We start from the raw sequence: 15,937 nt of genomic DNA on the forward strand, positions 1-15,937 counted from the left end.
TGTACCCCGAAGGGCCTTACCGCTCGACTTGCATGTGTTAAGCACGCCGCTAGCGTTCGTCCTGAGCCAGGATCAAACTCTCCGTTGAAGACTCTAGATTTACCCCGAAGGGCGAATCAGAAGTATCTCGAACCAGAGTCCGAAAACCTAGCAAAAATAGCCGGCTGGAAATTAGCCGACTCAAATGTCCGACCCTCACACGGGGGGTGAGAATCGGAACCAAATTTCAAAATTTGGCACTGACATTCATCGACACACTATTGAGTTCTCAAAGAACACACGCACAAACCATCTCCCGGGCTCTTAGTCCCGCTCGATCGTGAGGCAACTTTTACAGCTTAGCTCAGCCTTCACAGCGAAACCAAATCCGCTGGTCAGGTGGAACTAGTGTGATCATCAGGCGCTCCTCGTCCAACCTCGTTTCCCAGGCCCTTGGGGCTCCGGGTCGGTGTCCGTGTCGCTCTGACCTGGAATAAGTTACGTGTTGCGACGAACCAAAGTCAAATCGGCTGTCTACCTGCGCTTTTCCGGCACATCGGATGTGCGGCCCGGACGAGTCGAAGAGCGCGCGGCTCCGAATACCTCCCCACAACGCTGCCTATAGGTAAGGAGGTCTCGTGGCCGGAGCTGTTCGGGCGCGGACGGAGAGTCGCGAGGATCGGTCCGGAGTTCTGTATGCGGTGTCGCGGGCGACGGACGCCGCGCGAGCCGGCGACGTCGAGACCGCGGCACTACTACTCCGAGAGGCCGAACGGCTGGCGAGGAGAGACGACCGCACCGCGGGCAATCCGGCTGCCCACACCGCAGGAAAACGACCACTGCGGGCCGCGTTGACAAGCATCCCAGCAGCAACGATCGTCGGAGTGCGCCGTCTGACGGGGTTCTGTGCGTCATCTCGGTCTTACCCAGGGTGGTTGGCCCGGGCTCATGAGGCTCCGGGTCGGGACGAAGGAGTCTGCGTGAATTCAACGGTGGGCGAGCGAACGCCCGGCGATCAGGTGGGTGGGGCGGGCGGCCTCGTCTATGTCGTGTTCATTACCGCTGCGGCGGCCATGGGTGGGTTTCTGTTCGGGTATGACAGCTCGGTCATCAACGGTGCGGTCGAGGCGATCCGGGATCGGTACGACATCGGGTCGGCGACCTTGGCGCAGGTGGTGGCCATTGCATTGATCGGGTGCGCGGTGGGGGCGGCGATCGCGGGGCGGATCGCGGACCGGATCGGGCGCATCTGGTGCATGCGGATCGCGGCGACGCTGTTCACCTGCAGTGCGATCGGATCGGCGCTGCCGTTCGCGCTGTGGGATCTGGCGATGTGGCGTGTGATCGGTGGCATCGGGATCGGGATGGCGTCGGTGATCGGGCCCGCGTATATCGCCGAGGTGTCGCCGCCGGCGTATCGGGGGCGGCTGGCGTCGTTCCAGCAGGCGGCCATCGTGATCGGTATCGCCACTTCACAGTTGGTGAACTTCGCGATTCTGAAGATGGCGGGTAGTGAGCAGCGCGGTCACATCGCAGGGCTGGAGGCCTGGCAGTGGATGCTCGGGGTGATGGTGGTGCCGGCGGCGCTGTACGGGCTGTTCTCGTTCACCATTCCGGAGTCGCCGCGGTATCTGATCTCCGTCGGCAAGACCGACAAGGCCAAGGAGGTGCTGGCCCAGGTCGAGGGCGACAAGGGGAATCTCGACGCGCGGGTGGCCGAGATCGAGCGGGCCATGCACAGCGAGCATCGGTCGACGTTCAAGGATCTGCTGGGCGGGGGGTTCGGGTTCCTGCCGGTGGTGTGGATCGGTATCGGGCTGTCGGTGTTCCAGCAGCTGGTCGGCATCAATGTCGTCTTCTACTACTCGGCGACGCTGTGGCAGTCGGTGGGCATCGACCCGTCCAGTTCGTTCTTCTACTCGTTCACCACGTCGATCATCAATATCGTCGGCACTGTGATCGCCATGGTGCTGGTCGACCGGATCGGGCGGAAACCGCTGGCGCTCATCGGATCCACGGGCATGGCGATCTCGCTGGCACTGGAGGGCTGGGCGTTCTCCTACAAGTCCGGGTCCGGAAGCAGCGTGAGCCTGCCGCACACCCAGGGCATCGTGGCGCTCGTCTCCGCGCACTGCTTCGTACTGTTCTTCGCCATGTCGTGGGGTGTCGTGGTGTGGGTCTTGCTCGGCGAGATGTTCCCCAACAGGCTGCGCGCCGCAGCGCTCGGCGTGGCCGCGTCGGCGCAGTGGATCGCCAACTGGGTCATCACCGCCAGCTTCCCCAGCCTGGCCGACTGGAACCTGTCGGGGACCTACGTCATCTACACCGCCTTCGCCATCCTCTCGATTCCCTTCGTGCTCAGGTGGGTTCCGGAGACGAAGGGCAAGGCACTGGAAGAAATGGGCTGAACGGCTATTTGAGGATCTTGGTGATCTGGCCGGCGCCGACCGTGCGGCCGCCCTCCCGGATGGCAAATTTGAGGCCGATCTCCATGGCTATGGGTTGGATGAGGACCACCTCCATGGAGACGTTGTCACCCGGGAGGACCATTTCCACTTCCTTCGGAAGCGTCACCACGCCGGTGACATCCGTTGTGCGGAAGTAGAACTGGGGGCGGTAGTTGTTGAAGAAGGGGGTGTGGCGGCCACCCTCCTCCTTCGAGAGGATGTAGGCCTGGCCTTCGAACCGGGTGTGGGGTGTGACCGAACCCGGCTTGATGACGCACTGGCCGCGCTCCACATCTTCGCGCCGGACACCACGCAGGAGCAGGCCGACGTTCTCGCCGGCTTGGCCCTCGTCCAGCAGTTTCCGGAACATCTCGATGCCGGTGACGGTGGTCTTGGTGGTCTTCGGGCGGATGCCGACGATCTCCACCTCCGCGTTGACCTTCAGGACACCGCGTTCGATGCGGCCGGTGACAACGGTGCCGCGGCCGGTGATCGTGAAGACGTCCTCGATGGGCATGAGGAAGGGCTTCTCGACCTCGCGGGTGGGGGTGTCGATCCAATCGTCCACGGCGGCCAGGAGTTCGGTGATGGTGTCGCCCCACTCGCCGGTCGGGTTCTCCAGCGCCTGGTAGGCGGAGACGCGGACGATGGGGGTGTTGTCGCCGTCGAATTCGTATTCGCTCAGCAGGTCGCTCACCTCGAGTTCGACCAGTTCCAGGATCTCCTCGTCCTCGACCATGTCGCACTTGTTCAGTGCCACCACCATTTTCGGGACGCCGACCTGGCGCGCCAGGATGACGTGCTCCTTGGTCTGCGGCATCGGGCCGTCGGTGGCCGCGACCACCAGGATGGCGCCGTCCATCTGGGCGGCACCGGTGATCATGTTCTTGATGTAGTCGGCGTGGCCGGGGCAGTCGACGTGCGCGTAGTGGCGGTTCTCCGTCTGGTATTCCACGTGGGCGATGGAGATGGTGATGCCGCGCTGCCGTTCCTCGGGGGCCTTGTCGATGGCCTCGAAGGGTGTGAAGGGATTCAGGTCCGGATATTTGTTGTGCAGGACCCTGGTGATCGCCGCGGTGAGAGTGGTCTTGCCGTGGTCGATGTGGCCGATGGTACCGACATTGACGTGCGGCTTCGTCCGCTGGAACTTCGCCTTGGCCACTGGGAACCTCCTGTGCGCCCACGCGATTCGAGAGGGCACCGGAGGGTGGGGACACCGCGAAGTCATGCCCGACGGCGGTGTCTGTTCCAGGGTATTCAGGCGCCGGCCCGCAAAGGTCGAGAACAGCCCGAACCGGGCGTACAGGACTGTTGACGGGTGGTGTTCCGCTCGGCGAGTCCCCGGGAGACGCGCCGAACCCGCCTCGGGTGAGCAGGGGAAGTAACGTGGGCGGTTATGACAGCTGTTGCAGATCGTTCGCTCGGGCCGGAACTCGTACGCACCGTGGGCATCGGGCAGGCCGACGTCCTCGTCATCGGCCTCACCTCGACGGATGACGGGCCGGTCATCGCGCCCGCCGACGTCTTCGAGGATGTGCTGGACGGCGAGACCCGGGCGGCGCTGCTGACCGCACTGCAGGCGGTCGGGGCCAAGGGGAAGGGCGAGGAGGTCACGCGGGTGCCGGCTCCGGCCGGGCTGGGCGTCGACTACGTGCTGGCGGTCGGGCTCGGGGCCGAGGACAAGCTCGACGCCGAGCAGGTGCGCAAGTCGGCCGGTGCGGCCGGGCGGGCGCTGACCGGGGTCGCGACCGCGGTCACCACACTGTCGGGGCTCGACCTCGGCGCGGCGGCCGAGGGCTTCTACCTGGGCGCGTACCAGTTCACCACCTTCAAGTCCGCCAAGACCGCGCCCAAGGACGACGATCAGCCGGTCAAGCGCATCGAATTCCTGGTTCCCGAACCGGGATTCGGAGAAGAGTCGCTGTTCCGGGCGCAGGCCGTCGCCGAAGCCGTCGCCACCGCGCGGGATTTCGTGAACACCCCGCCCAACGACTTGTTCCCGGCCGAATTCGCCAACCGCGCAGCGGAATTGGCCAAGGCGGCGGGTCTGCAGGTGGAGATCCTGGACGAGAAGGAACTCGAATCCCAGGGCTACGGCGGCATTCTCGGCGTCGGCAAGGGCTCCTCGCGGCCGCCGCGACTGATCCGCATCACGTACGCGGGCGGCGACCCCAAAGTGGCGCTCATCGGCAAGGGCATCACCTTCGACACCGGCGGCATCTCCATCAAGCCCGCAGCGAACATGGAGAACATGACCTCCGATATGGGCGGCGCGGCGGCGGTCATCGCCACCACGCTGCTGGCGGCGCGACTGAGCCTGCCGCTCACGGTCATCGCCACCGTGCCCATGGCCGAGAACATGCCGTCGGCCACCGCGCAGCGGCCCGGTGACGTGCTCACCCAGTTCGGCGGGACCACCGTCGAGGTCATCAACACCGATGCCGAGGGTCGGCTCATCCTGGCCGACGCGCTCGTGCGGGCGGGCCAGGACGAGCCCGACTACGTCATCGACGTCGCCACCCTCACCGGTGCGCAGATGGTCGCGCTCGGCACCCGCACCCCGGGCGTCATGGGCACCGACCTCTTCCGCGACCGGGTGGCCCGCATCTCGCAGGCCGTCGGCGAGAACGCCTGGGCCATGCCGCTTCCCGCGGAACTGCGCGCCGACCTGAACTCCAAGATCGCCGACCTGCAGAACGTCGCGCCGCACCGGTGGGGCGGCATGCTGTCGGCCGGCCTGTTCCTCAAGGAGTTCGTCTCCGAGAGCGTGCAGTGGGCACACCTGGATGTGGCCGGTCCCGCCTACAACACCGGCGGGCCGTTCGGCTACATCGGCAAGGGCGGCACCGGCGTCCCGGTCCGCACCCTCATCGCGACCCTCGAGGACATCGCCGCCGAATAGCGAACAGCGGCAGTCGCACACGGACGCCCGCCCCGCTCGATGCGGGGCGGGCGTCGTCGTTCGGCGCGGCCGGACTCGCGCCGGACGTTCCGGGTCCCGGCGTCAGAGGTCCTGAGCCGCGCGGCGTTCGAGGATGCGGCGGCGCGCTTCGTAGTCGCGCATGCGCTGGGGGTAGCCGACTCGGCGGGCGTCGTAGACGGGGATGTTCAACGTGGCGGACAGGCGTTGCGCGCCGCGCTCGCCGACCGCGCGGCGGGTCCACGACCCGTCGTGGGCGACCAGGACGACCGAGACGTCGGACACGGTCGTACGCGGCTCGACGAAAGCCTCCACGCCGTAATGGCTTCGGGTCCAGGCGGCGAGATGCGCCATCGCCTCGGGGTCGGCATCACCCCGGCGCGCGGTGCCGCTGCGCCCGAACAGATCCAGGAAACCCATCCCCGGCTACCTCCTCTCCGGCCACGGAAAGACCGCCGGATAATTCGATAGTGCCAGCTCCCGGACCGTTCGCCAGTCCCCCGGCCAACCCCTAAGCAGCCCCACAGAATCCGTTCAGCCCAAGCTCAGCCCAGCGCCGGCTCCCGGGGACGACCACAGAAACGCGATTCGGCGAGCCCGGTGGCGCACTCGGCAATTCAGGGCGGGTGAGGCGATGCCGCGCGGGCCAAATCCATACGCCGACACGAGAGACATGCGAACGGGCGTTCGCGCGCCGACGGCGCCCATCGACATTGCGGCGAGGCCGTCGGCATCCTGCCTGCCCTCAACCGATTCACCACTCCCCCGCGAATTCATCACTCCCGCGACGCAACCGCCGCACTCCCCATGGACCCCCATCCATCCGGTCGGCGGGCGGCGGCGCGTTCAGCTAGCTGTCGGCTATCACGCTCAGCGTTGTCTCGACTCCCGGCCAGCGGCGCCCCGAAAAGGAGTGTCGCGCGCAAACGTGATACGTCTCATGCCATTCCCGCCAATTCACGCTCACGCCAGGGAGATCTCTTGCTCACGCGGGGGATCGCGACACTGAGAGGTCGGCGCAACGGCCGCCCTGTGACACGCCGCACCCGGACGAGTGCAAGGATGGGTGGCTGGAACAAGAACCAACACGGATCTCCGGTGCCACAGAATGATCGGTGGCCGTCGGGACGACACCGCGACCCGCGGTGCCATGCCCGCGGAGAGACGAACTGTTTAACCCGACGAGCAGTCAGAGGAGTCAACGGACATGACCTTCTCCGTCCAGATGCCGGCTCTTGGTGAGAGCGTCACCGAGGGCACTGTGACCAGGTGGCTGAAGCAGGAAGGAGACACGGTCGAGGTCGACGAGCCGCTGCTCGAGGTCTCCACCGACAAGGTCGACACCGAGATCCCGTCCCCGGTCGCAGGCGTTCTCACGAAGATCGTCGCCCAGGAGGACGACGTGGTCGAGGTCGGCGGCGAGCTCGGCGTGATCGGTGAGGCCGGTTCCGCTCCGGCCCCGGCCGCCGCCCCGGCACCCGCCGCCGCCCCTGCCCCGGCGCCCGCGCCGGCCCCCGCACCCGCCCCGGCCCCGCAGCCGGTCGCCGCCGCTCCGGCGCCGGCCCCCGCCGCGCCCGCCCCGGCCGCTGCCGCCTCCGGCACCCCGGTCACGATGCCGGAACTCGGTGAGTCCGTCACCGAGGGCACCGTCACCCGCTGGCTGAAGCAGGTCGGCGACCAGGTCGCCGTGGACGAGCCGCTGCTCGAGGTCTCCACCGACAAGGTCGACACCGAGATCCCGTCGCCGGTCGCCGGCACCCTGCTGGAGATCTCCGCGCAGGAGGATGACGTGATCGCCGTCGGCGGTCAGCTGGGCGTCATCGGCAGCGGCGTTGCTGCGGCCGCACCCGCCCCGGCCCCCGCGCCCGCTCCGGCGCCTGCCCCGGCTCCCGCTCCCGCCCCGGCTCCGGCCGCTGCGGCTCCCAAGCCCGCTCCGGTTCCGGCCGCGGCCACCCCGGCCGAGGAGCCCTCCACCAACGGCGGTCCCTACGTGACCCCGCTGGTGCGAAAGCTGGCCGCGGAGAACAACGTTGACCTCGCGACCCTCATCGGTTCCGGTGTCGGTGGCCGCATCCGCAAGCAGGATGTGCTCGCCGCCGCGGAGGCCAAGAAGGCTCCGGCCCCCGCCGCTGCCGTCGCGCCCGCCGCCGCTGCTCGGGTCGCCCCGGTCGCTGCCGCGCCCGCGGCGCGTCCGTCGCTGTCGCACCTGACCGGCACGGTCCAGAAGGCCAGCCGCATCCGGCAGATCACCGCGACCAAGACCCTGGAGTCGCTGCAGACCACCGCGCAGCTCACCCAGGTGCACGAGGTCGACATGACCAAGATCGCGTCCCTGCGCAACCGCGCCAAGGCCGCGTTCAAGCAGCGTGAGGGCGTGAACATCACGTTCCTGCCGTTCTACGCCAAGGCCGTCATCGAGGCGCTGGCCGTGCACCCGAACGTGAACGCGTCCTACGACTCCGACACCAAGGAGATCACCTACCACTCGGTGGTCAACCTGGGTATCGCGGTCGATACCGAGCAGGGTCTGCTCTCGCCGGTCATCCACAACGCCAACGATCTGTCGCTGGCCGGACTGGCGCGTGCGATCGCCGATATCGCCAGCCGTGCGCGCACCGGCGGCCTGAAGCCGGACGAGCTGGCCAACGGCACCTTCACCATCACCAATATCGGGTCGCAGGGCGCCCTGTTCGACACCCCGATCCTGCTGCCGCCGCAGGCCGCCATGCTGGGTACCGGCGCGATCGTCAAGCGCCCCATGGTGATCAGCGACGACGGCAGCGAGTTCATCGGCATCCGCTCGATGGCCTACCTGCCGCTCACCTACGATCACCGCCTCATCGACGGCGCCGACGCGGGTCGCTTCCTGACCACCGTCAAGCACCGGCTGGAAGAGGCCGCGTTCGAGGGTGACCTCGGGCTCTAATGCCGGATACGGGCGGCAGGATTGATCGGATGAAAGTCGTGATCGCCGGTTCGTCCGGACTGATCGGGACGGCACTCGTCGCGGCTCTGCGCCGCGACGGGCACGAGGTCATCCGCCTCGTGCGCCGTCCCGTGCACGCCCGCGACGAATTCATCTGGGACCCCGTCCGTTCCAATCTGGACGAGCGTGGGCTGCGCGGCGCCGATGCCGTGGTGAACCTCTGCGGCGCGGGCATCGGGCAGCGGCGCTGGACCGGCAGCTACAAACAGGAGCTGCGCGACAGCCGCATCGTCCCCACCGACGTGCTGGCCGCCGCGGTCGCCGCCGCGGGCGTGCCGACGCTGGTCAATGCCAGCGGCGTGCACTACTACGGCGGCGATCTCGGCGACCGCGTCGTCACCGAGAGTTCCCCCGCCGGAAAGGGTTTCCTGGCCGGCCTGTGCGCCGACTGGGAGGCCGCCACCGAACAGGCCGCCGACGCCGGCGTGCGCACGGTGCTGCTGCGCTCGGCGGTGGTGCTGGCCCGGCACGGCGGCATGCTCGGAATGCTGTACCCCCTCTACTTTCTCGGCCTCGGCGGGCGGCTGGGCAGCGGCCGCCAGTACGTCCCGTGGATCTCCCTGGACGACGAGGTCGGCGCGATCATCTACGCGCTCACCCACGAAAGCCTTTCCGGCCCGGTCAATATGGTCGGTCCCGCACCGGTCACCAATGCGGAGTTCACCCGCGCGCTGGGCCGCGTCATGCACCGGCCGACGCCCCTGATGGTGCCCGCGTTCGCGCTGCGGCTGGCCGTGGGCGAGTTCGCCGAAGAGGCAATCCTGCACGGCCCCAGGGCGATTCCCACCGCGCTCGAGGCCGCCGGATACCCCTTCCAGCACCCCACCATCGGCGCGGCACTGTCCGCGACGCTCGGCCAGTCCGGCTGATCCGGCCCGTTGCGGTGGGCGCGGCGCACGTCACAGCGGGCCCGTCGATACCGTGTGGAACGTGACCAATCATCCGTCCGACCTGCTGGTGCGGGATGCGCGCGAGAGCGATCTCCCCGAGATCCTGGCGATCCACAACAACGCCATCGCCGAGACCACCGCCATCTGGGATACCGAACTCGCCGACCTGGACGAGCGCAAGGCCTGGTTCGCGGCGCGGACCGGAGCCGGACATCCGGTGCTGGTGGCCGAGATCGACGGCAAGGTCGCGGGGTACGCCAGCTACGGGCAGTTCCGGCCGAAGGCCGGCTACCGGTTCGCCGTCGAGAACTCGGTGTACGTGTCAGATATATTCCAGCGGCGCGGAGTGGCCACGGCCCTGATGACCGAGCTGCTGGCTCGGGCACACCAGGGCGGCGTACACACCATGATCGCCGCGATCGAGTCGAGTAACCGCACGTCGATCGCCCTGCACGAGAGATTCGGGTTCCGGATCGTCGGGCAACTGCCGGAGGTCGGGCACAAGTTCGGCCGCTGGATGGATCTCACACTGATGCAAACCGTTCTCAATGAAGGGGTAACGTCGCAGCCGTGAGCACGAGCAGTACGGCCACCGCACCGTTACCCAGCGCGGTATCGGCCCGCTTCGACGGCACACCCCTTTCCGTCGAAAATCTGGGCCTCATCGACTATCAGGAAGCCTGGGAGCTTCAGCGCGCCATCGCCACCGAACGCGCCGACGGCATCGGGCAGGACCGGCTGCTATTGCTGGAACACCCCTTCGTCTACACCGCCGGCCGGCGCACCGAGCCGCAGGATCTGCCCTTGGACGGCAGCCCGATCATCGAGGTGGATCGCGGCGGGAAGATCACCTGGCACGGACCTGGGCAACTGGTCGGCTATCCGATCATCCGGCTGGCCGAGCCCGTCGACGTGGTGGCCTACGTACGCCGGCTGGAGGAAGCGCTCATCGCCGTCTGCGCACAGCTCGGACTGGAAACCGGCCGGGTGGAAGGCCGTTCGGGCGTGTGGGTGCCGGCAACGGAGTCCCAGCCCGAGCGCAAGGTCGCGGCCATCGGCGTGCGCGTCCAGCGCGGGGTCACCCTGCACGGCATAGCGCTGAATTGCAATTCCAGCCTGGACGGCTTCAATGCCATTGTGCCGTGCGGAATTCGCGACGCCGGGGTCACCACCCTGAGCCGCGAACTCGGGCGCGAGGTCACCGTCGACGAGGTGCGTCCCCTGGCAGCCGATGCGATCGCGCGCGCCCTCGATGGCGATCTGAAGGTGGCCGACCACACCATCTCCCACTGCGTGAAGACGTCGGCCGAATGCCCGGAACCGCTTCCCGCATCGACGACCGATCAGCTCCCGGTGGTGCCGCGAACCGTGCCCGCCAAGGCCGAATGATCATGAGCGTAGGGTGAACCAAGTGACCTCTGTCGATACCCCGGCATCCGATAACACGGCCGCACCCAATGGCCGCAAGCTGCTTCGCATCGAGGCCCGCAACGCCGAGACCCCGATCGAGCGCAAGCCCTCGTGGATCCGCACCCGCGCCACCATGGGACCCGAGTACACCGAACTCAAGGGTCTGGTGAAACGCGAAGGGCTGCACACGGTTTGCGAGGAAGCCGGGTGTCCCAACATCTTCGAGTGCTGGGAGGACCGCGAGGCCACCTTCCTCATCGGCGGTGAGCAGTGCACCCGCCGCTGCGACTTCTGCCAGATCGACACCGGCAAGCCCGCCGCCCTGGACCGGGACGAGCCGCGGCGCGTGGCCGAGAGCGTGCAGGCCATGGGGCTGCGCTACTCGACCGTCACCGGCGTCGCGCGCGACGACCTCGAGGACGGCGGCGCGTGGCTGTACGCCGAGACCGTACGCGCCATCAAGCGGCTCAACCCGCACACCGGCGTCGAGCTGCTGATCCCGGACTTCAATGCCGTGCCCGAGCAGCTGGCCGAGGTCTTCGAGTCCCGCCCGGAGGTGCTCGCGCACAACCTGGAGACGGTGCCGCGCATCTTCAAGCGCATCCGGCCGGCCTTCCGCTACGAGCGGTCGCTGGCGGTCATCACCGCCGCGCGCGAGGCCGGTCTGGTCACCAAGTCCAACCTCATCCTGGGCATGGGCGAGACCCCGGAGGAAGTCACCCAGGGCCTGCGCGACCTGCACGAGGCGGGCTGCGACATCATCACCATCACCCAGTACCTGCGGCCCTCCCCGCGCCACCACCCGGTCGACCGGTGGGTGAAGCCGGAGGAGTTCGTGGAGCACTCCAAGGCCGCCGAGGCCATGGGCTTCGCCGGGGTGATGGCCGGTCCGCTGGTCCGCTCGTCCTACCGTGCCGGTCGCCTGTACGCCCAGGCCATGCGCCACCACGGTCGCGAGATCTCTCCGGAGATGGCCCATCTCGCCGAGGAGGGCAGCGCGGCGCAGGAGGCGACCAGCGTCCTGGCGCGCTTCGGCTCGTAGCCGATCGAATTCGTGCACTGTGGCCCGGACGTCCCGTCCGGGCCACAGTGTTTTGCGACACCTCGCCAGGTGAACGCCGGGTATCGGCGCGCCATCCAAATCGGTTCGGTCGATTCGTGGACGTGTGCGCGGCGCTGGTGGGAAGCTCGAAGGACCGCATTGATCGACCCCGGGAGCGAGCCATGGTCGAGCGAACGACGACGTCGCAAGGTGTCAACGGCAGGGTGGTCGTGGCCGAAAGGCCGGCCGATATACGGAATGTGGTGCTGGTAGGGCACAGCGGGTCCGGGAAGACCACGCTGGTGGAGGCGCTCGCCGTGGCGGCCGGGGCGGTACCCCGGGCCGGGCGGGTCGAGGACGGCACCTCCGTCTCGGACTACGACGACATCGAGCAGCGACAACACCGGTCCGTGCAACTGTCGGTGGTGCCGATGGGCTGGGACCACGTCAAGGTCAATCTTCTCGACACCCCCGGCTACGCGGATTTCGTCGGGGAACTCAGGGCCGGTCTGCGAGCGGCGGACGCGGCCCTTTTCGTGCTCTCCGCCGCCGCGGGCGTGGAGGGCGTGAGCGGGGCGACGCTGGCACTGTGGGAGGAGTGCGCGCGTGTCGGCATGCCGCGCGCCATCGTGCTCACCCATCTGGACACCGCGCGCGCGGACTTCGAGGACATGACCGAGACCTGCCGCGAGATTCTGGGCGGCGGGCGGGCGGAAAGCATACTGCCGCTGCATCTTCCGGTGTACGGGCCCAAGGGCGCCGACGGGCACCGGCCGGTGACGGGGCTGATCGAACTGCTCACCCAGCACGTCTACGACTACGCCACCGGGGAACACGTGGAAACGCCTGCCTCCGAGGAGCAGCGGGAGCAGCTGGAGGAGGCGCGCAACCGGCTGATCGAGGGCATCATCGCCGAGAGCGAGGACGAGACCCTCATGGACCGCTACATCGGCGGCGAGGAGATCGACCTGGCCACGCTGGTCGCGGACCTCGAAAAGGCGGTGGCGCGCGGCAGTTTCCATCCGGTGCTGATCGCCGCACCGCCGCCGGAGGGCGCGCGGCAGGGGCTCGGGACGGTGGAGATCCTGGATCTGATCACGCGCGGATTCCCCACGCCCGCCGAGCATCCCGTGTCCGCGACCGGGTCCGGCGGCAAGGCCGCCGCGCTGGCCTGCGATCCCGCCGCACCGTTGGCCGCCGAGGTGATCCGCACCGCCTCCGATCCCTATGTGGGCCGGTTGTCGCTGGTGCGGGTGTTCTCGGGCACACTGCACGCCGACGACACCGTGCATGTGCGCGGGCACGGACAGGGCGACACCGGTGATCACGATGCCGACGAACGCGTCGGCGGGGTGTCCGCGCCGTTCGGGAAGCAGCAGCGGCCGCTGCCGCAGGCCATCGCCGGGGACATCGTGTGCGTGAGCAAGCTGTCGCACGCCGAGACCGGGGATACGTTGTCCGCCAAGGATTTCCCGCTCATCATCGAGCCGTGGGCCATGCCCGATCCGCTACTGCCGGTGGCCGTGAAGGCGCACAGCAAGGCCGACGAGGACAAGCTCTCGCAGGGCCTGTCCCGGCTGGTCGCCGAGGATCCGACGGTGCGGCTGGAACAGAACCCCGACACCCATCAGCTGGTGCTGTGGGTCCTGGGCGAGGCGCATCGCGATGTGGCGCTGGAACGGCTGCGGTCCCGGTTCGGAGTGCAGGTGGATGTCATCGACCACCGGGTGGCGCTGCGCGAGACCTTCGCCACCCAGGCGTCCGGGCGCGGGCGGCATGTGAAGCAGTCCGGCGGGCACGGGCAGTACGCCATCTGCGAGATCGAGGTGGCGCCGCTCCCCGAGGGGTCCGGGATCGAGTTCGTGGACAAGGTGGTGGGCGGAGTCGTTCCGCGCCAGTTCATTCAGTCGGTCGAGAAGGGCGTGCGCGCCCAGGCCGCGCGCGGTGTGGCGACCGGATATCCACTCGTGGATGTGCGGGTGACGCTGTTCGACGGGAAGGCGCACTCGGTCGACTCCTCCGACGCGGCCTTCCAGATGGCCGGGGCGCTGGCCCTGCGGGAAGCGGCCGCAGCGGCGCGCATCAACCTGCTGGAGCCGATATCCGAAGTGCACGTGGTGGTTTCGGACGACTACGTGGGACCGGTGCTGGTCGATCTGTCCAGCCGTCGGGGCCGGGTGCTGGGCACCGAGCCGGTCGGGCTGGGGCGCACCGCGATTCGTGCCGAGGTGCCGGAGCTCGAGCTCAGCCGCTACGCCGTGGACCTGCGTTCGCTGGCGCACGGCGGGGCCACCTTCACCCGCGCCTACGCGCGGCACGAGGCCATGCCCACCCAGCTGGCGGAGTCGATGCGGGACAAGGCCGGGAGCAACGGCTGAATCCGGCCGATCCGGCCGCCACCGATCCCACTGGGTGAGGTGACGGCCGTCGCCGCGGTACCGACCGCTCGCCATCCCGATGATCCCGTCGCGAACCGGGCGCACCCGGCCATTAAGCTGGACGCCATGGCAGCAGGCAAGGGCGGTAATCCGTCGAAGGAAGCGAAGGCCGCGGCGAAGGCGGCGCGCAAACAGGCGTCGAAGGAGCGCCGCCAGCAACTCTGGCAGGCATTCCAGATGCAGCGCAAGGAAGACAAGCTGCTGCTGCCGCTGATGATCGGCGCCCTCGTCGGCGTGACCGTGCTGTTCCTGGTGATCGGCCTGATCTTCGGCATGCAGTGGTTCCTGCTGCCGATCGGTCTGCTGCTGGGCGCGCTGGCCGCGTTCATCATCTTCGGCCGCCGCGTCCAGAAGAACGTGTACGCCAAGGCCGAGGGTCAGGCCGGCGCGGCCGCCTGGGTGCTGGACAACCTGCAGGGCAAGTGGCGGGTCTCCCCCGGCGTCGCCGCCACCACCCAGCTCGACGCCGTGCACCGCGTGGTCGGCCTGCCCGGCGTCATTCTGGTCGCGGAGGGTTCGCCGCAGCGCGTGAAATCCCTGCTCGCGCAGGAGAAGAAGAAGGTCTCCCGCCTGGTCGGCGACACCCCGATCTACGACGTGGTGATCGGCAACGAGCAGGACCAGGTGCCGCTGAAGGAACTGCAGCGCTACCTGACCAAGCTCCCGCGCAATATCGACACCAAGCGCATGGACCTCATCGAGGGCCGGCTGTCCGCGCTGGCCACCCGCGGCGGCCCGGCCCTCCCCAAGGGCCCGCTGCCGAGCGGCGCCAAGATGCGCGGCGTGCAGCGCAGCATCCGCCGCCGCTGACCCACCGGAACCTTCGAGGCCCGCGTCCCCAGGACGCGGGCCTCGTTCGTTTCCGAAATGCCTTCGGCCACAAGGCCTGACGCTCTCGCGCCGGCCGGGTCGTACCGAAGGATCAGCCGACGTAGCGGGAGAGGAAGCGGACGACGTCCGGGGTGACGGTGCGCCAGTACTCGTCGGTGTGCGTGCCCGGGGTGACCAGGCCGACCTCGGGGCGGGCGGTGGCGATGTAGCGGCGGCAACCGTCGATGAAGCGGTCGCGGTCGCCGCACCACACGCCGACGGGGGCCGGGCCCGCCTTGTCGAGGTTGCGCAGCGGGTCGAGTGCCGCCCACTGATCGGCATCGATGAAGGCGTTCCGCTTGGCCATTTCGGTCCACGAGGTGAGCAACCCCGGCGACATGGTGGCAACCGCGTTCAGCGGCCGCGCCTGCTCGAAGCGGCGGCGCGAGTACACGAGCGCGCCGAAGCCACCCATGGAGGTGCCGGTGCAGGCGAACGGCAGACCGCCCGGTGCGCCCAGACGGCGCTGCGCCAGCCACCCGGGAACCTCGTTGAGCAGCATGGACATTGGATCGTCGCCGGTGCCGTGGTCATGCCAGTAGTTGTCGCCGCCGTCGAGGGCCACGAAACCGAAGGCCGGGGACAACCGGGTGGCGACGCCGGCGGCCAGCACGTCGCCGATATTGCCGACGGCCGCGGTGCGGGCGGTGCCGTGCAGGCCGTGCAGCAGCAGCGACACGGGCAGGTTCTCGGTGGGGACGCCGGGCGGCAGGATGGTGACCAGGTCCACGTCGCGGCGGCGGGCGGCCGAGTAGACCCGTTCCACCCGGACGACGGGGGTGATGCCGGCCGCGGTCTGCCCGATCTCCGCCGGGTCGACCGCCGCATTGCCGCCCGCGCTGACGGCCGCGCAGGCGCCGGACAGGCCGAGCAGGCCGGTGGTCGCGAACAGGGACCGCCGGCTGATTCTCCACGCGGCGTCCCGGTAGCCCTCGACCATCGATCCTCCATCAGC

The 15,937-nt window shown here is 68.6% G+C and carries 12 protein-coding genes and 1 rRNA gene; 9 read left to right on the forward strand and 4 right to left on the reverse strand.

Annotation, left to right across the window (positions count from 1 at the left end; genetic code table 11):
- Window positions 1-88: ribosomal RNA gene (locus tag ACFXHE_RS00005) — 16S ribosomal RNA — on the reverse strand; the annotation flags it as partial.
- Between the two features lie 871 nt (window positions 89-959).
- On the opposite strand from ACFXHE_RS00005, the gene ACFXHE_RS00010 reads away from it, so the two are divergent.
- Entirely contained in the window at window positions 960-2,387 is a 1,428-nt protein-coding gene (locus ACFXHE_RS00010) for a sugar porter family MFS transporter (RefSeq protein ID WP_379378259.1), read from the forward strand.
- A gap of 4 nt (window positions 2,388-2,391) precedes the next feature.
- Here ACFXHE_RS00010 and tuf read toward each other — a convergent pair whose 3' ends face one another.
- Window positions 2,392-3,588 (reverse strand): elongation factor Tu, encoded by a 1,197-nt coding sequence (tuf, locus tag ACFXHE_RS00015; RefSeq protein WP_379378261.1) that lies wholly within the window; start codon window positions 3,586-3,588, stop codon window positions 2,392-2,394.
- Between the two features lie 234 nt (window positions 3,589-3,822).
- On the opposite strand from tuf, the gene ACFXHE_RS00020 reads away from it, so the two are divergent.
- Entirely contained in the window at window positions 3,823-5,328 is a 1,506-nt protein-coding gene (locus ACFXHE_RS00020; protein ID WP_379378263.1) for a leucyl aminopeptidase, read from the forward strand.
- Window positions 5,329-5,430: 102 nt separating this feature from the next.
- Here the strand turns inward: ACFXHE_RS00020 and ACFXHE_RS00025 are convergent, their stop codons facing one another.
- On the reverse strand, window positions 5,431-5,766 hold the full coding sequence (locus ACFXHE_RS00025) for an oxidoreductase (RefSeq protein WP_379378264.1): 336 nt from the start codon (window positions 5,764-5,766) through the stop codon (window positions 5,431-5,433).
- 787 nt (window positions 5,767-6,553) lie between these two features.
- On the opposite strand from ACFXHE_RS00025, the gene sucB reads away from it, so the two are divergent.
- The 7 genes from sucB (at window position 6,554) to ACFXHE_RS00060 (ending at window position 14,922) form a co-directional block, all read left to right on the forward strand.
- Window positions 6,554-8,272 (forward strand): 2-oxoglutarate dehydrogenase, E2 component, dihydrolipoamide succinyltransferase, encoded by a 1,719-nt coding sequence (gene sucB, locus ACFXHE_RS00030; RefSeq protein WP_379378266.1) that lies wholly within the window; start codon window positions 6,554-6,556, stop codon window positions 8,270-8,272.
- A 29-nt stretch (window positions 8,273-8,301) separates the two neighbouring features.
- A complete protein-coding gene (locus tag ACFXHE_RS00035) occupies window positions 8,302-9,201 on the forward strand; it encodes a TIGR01777 family oxidoreductase (protein ID WP_379378268.1) in 900 nt (299 codons plus the stop codon).
- Window positions 9,202-9,283: 82 nt separating this feature from the next.
- A complete protein-coding gene (locus ACFXHE_RS00040) occupies window positions 9,284-9,796 on the forward strand; it encodes a GNAT family N-acetyltransferase (RefSeq protein WP_379380302.1) in 513 nt (170 codons plus the stop codon).
- Window positions 9,793-10,611 (forward strand): lipoyl(octanoyl) transferase LipB, encoded by an 819-nt coding sequence (lipB, locus tag ACFXHE_RS00045; protein ID WP_379378270.1) that lies wholly within the window; start codon window positions 9,793-9,795, stop codon window positions 10,609-10,611. The genes ACFXHE_RS00040 and lipB overlap by 4 nt, the downstream gene beginning before the upstream one ends.
- Window positions 10,612-10,633: 22 nt before the next feature.
- On the forward strand, window positions 10,634-11,674 hold the full coding sequence (lipA, locus tag ACFXHE_RS00050; protein ID WP_354838470.1) for a lipoyl synthase: 1,041 nt from the start codon (window positions 10,634-10,636) through the stop codon (window positions 11,672-11,674).
- 182 nt (window positions 11,675-11,856) lie between these two features.
- Window positions 11,857-14,052 carry an elongation factor G-like protein EF-G2 gene (locus ACFXHE_RS00055; RefSeq protein WP_379378272.1) on the forward strand — a complete coding sequence of 732 codons (2,196 nt, stop codon included), beginning with the start codon at window positions 11,857-11,859 and terminating at the stop codon, window positions 14,050-14,052.
- A gap of 126 nt (window positions 14,053-14,178) precedes the next feature.
- On the forward strand, window positions 14,179-14,922 hold the full coding sequence (locus ACFXHE_RS00060) for a DUF4191 domain-containing protein (RefSeq protein ID WP_379378273.1): 744 nt from the start codon (window positions 14,179-14,181) through the stop codon (window positions 14,920-14,922).
- A gap of 112 nt (window positions 14,923-15,034) precedes the next feature.
- Here ACFXHE_RS00060 and ACFXHE_RS00065 read toward each other — a convergent pair whose 3' ends face one another.
- On the reverse strand, window positions 15,035-15,922 hold the full coding sequence (locus ACFXHE_RS00065) for an alpha/beta hydrolase (RefSeq protein ID WP_379378274.1): 888 nt from the start codon (window positions 15,920-15,922) through the stop codon (window positions 15,035-15,037).
- Window positions 15,923-15,937: the final 15 nt, after the last annotated feature.

The sequence above is a fragment of the Nocardia sp. NPDC059229 genome (genome assembly GCF_042754165.1).
GTDB lineage: Bacteria > Actinomycetota > Actinomycetes > Mycobacteriales > Mycobacteriaceae > Nocardia.